Source organism: Niallia sp. MER 6 (assembly GCF_023714395.1).
Lineage (GTDB): Bacteria > Bacillota > Bacilli > Bacillales > Cytobacillaceae > Niallia.
Genome location: NZ_JAMAUK010000139.1, coordinates 1 through 319 on the forward strand (window position 1 = coordinate 1; position 319 = coordinate 319).

A 319-nucleotide genomic window follows, 5' to 3' on the forward strand; every position below is an offset into this window, starting at 1 on the left:
CCACTGTTGTGATCTCTCAATCCATACAGTAGGGGATATTTTAGGGGCTGGCAAGCCTATTTTTTATGCAGTTAGATTCTGCACAAATTCCTCGCAAACCTCTGTACTTTTATTTTGCAATAAACAGCAGTCGGAGCAGCCATACGAGACAAGCGTAAAGCACGGACAGATGAACAACTCCTTCCTCGAAACAAGAGATTAAGAGAATATTACGATAAAAAACGGGAGGAAGGTAAACCCTATAAAGTCACTATAATTGCTTGTGCAAATAAACTTTTACACTGGATATATGCACTGTTGAAAAACAAATCTACTTTCC

The 319-nt window shown here is 38.9% G+C and carries 1 protein-coding gene and 1 pseudogene; both read left to right on the forward strand.

Annotated elements, in window-relative coordinates; genetic code table 11:
* Window positions 1–202, forward strand: a 202-nt coding sequence (locus M3600_RS28730) for a hypothetical protein (RefSeq protein WP_251648608.1), incomplete at its 5' end; no start/stop codon positions are given.
* A pseudogene (locus M3600_RS28735) lies at window positions 127–319 on the forward strand (IS110 family transposase); the annotation flags it as partial. The gene M3600_RS28730 and the pseudogene M3600_RS28735, both read left to right, overlap by 76 nt.